General features: G+C 63.6%; 1 protein-coding gene. It reads left to right on the forward strand.

The genetic code is table 11. The features are described 5' to 3' along the window. Positions 1–1,171, forward strand: a 1,171-nt coding sequence (locus JGU71_RS29600; RefSeq protein ID WP_199708711.1) for an AMP-binding protein, incomplete at both ends; no start/stop codon positions are given.

The raw sequence follows: 1,171 nt of genomic DNA on the forward strand, positions 1-1,171 counted from the left end.
CGACCGACTGCACCACATCGCCCGCGACCGCAACGCCACACTGTTCATGGTCATCCACGCCGCCATGGCGATCGTGCTCGCCCGACTGTCCAACTCCGACGACATCTGCATCGGCACCCAGATTTCCGGACGTGGTGAAGAAGCCCTCGACGACCTCGTCGGCATGTTCGGCAACACCCTCGCACTACGCACCGAAGTAGCACGTGACGACTCTTTCACCACACTGCTGGATCGAGTCAGGGCCGCCGATCTCGGGGCGTTTTCGAACGCCGACCTCCCGTTCGACCGAGTCGTAGAGCTGCTGCGCCCCAACCGATCCCTTGCCTTTTCCCCACTGTTTCAAGTGCTGCTTATGTTGCAGAATTTCGCCCCGCCGACGCTCGCTCTGGCGGACTTGGCAATCGAGCCTATCGAGCCCGACGTCGTCGCCGCGAAGCTCGACCTCAGTGTCGTTGTCGCCGAGCATATTCAGGCAGGCGACACACGAGGTGGCGCGTCGGGCACCGTCACGTACGCGACCGATCTCTTCGATCGCGGGACGATCGAACGATTCGCTGCACGCCTGCGCGCCGTTCTGGAGGAAGTAGCCCTCAACGAGACCGTGACTGTCGGCGACCTTCGAATCGTTCTGGAGTCCGAAGAGTTTTTGATCGATTCCATCAACGGAGCTGTCTCACAGAATGATTCGAGCACGCTGGTGGGCTTGTTCACGGAGCAGGTCGATCGCACCCCGGATGCGATCGCACTCGTCTCCGACGACGACGAGCTGACCTACGCCCAACTCGACACCCGCACCAACGCTCTTGCCCAACACCTCATCACCGCCGGTGTCGGACCCGACACCCTCGTCGGACTCGCCATCCGCCGCAGCATCGACCTCATAACCGCCATCTACGCCGTCCTCAAAGCCGGCGGCGCCTACATCCCCATCGACCCCGACCACCCCACCGACCGCACGCACTACGTCATCACCACCAGCAACCCCGTCCTCATCCTCACCGCCGACGACGACACCGACACCGCCCTGCCCACCGACGTCGCCCGACTGCGCATCGACACCCTCGACCTCGACAAGCGCGCACCTCGCCCCACCCCACCACTGCACCCCGACAACGCCGCCTACGTCATCTTCACCTCCGGCTCCACCGGACGACCCAAAGGCGTCGTCGTC

It is taken from the genome of Antrihabitans stalagmiti (assembly GCF_016482825.1).
GTDB lineage: Bacteria > Actinomycetota > Actinomycetes > Mycobacteriales > Mycobacteriaceae > Antrihabitans > Antrihabitans stalagmiti.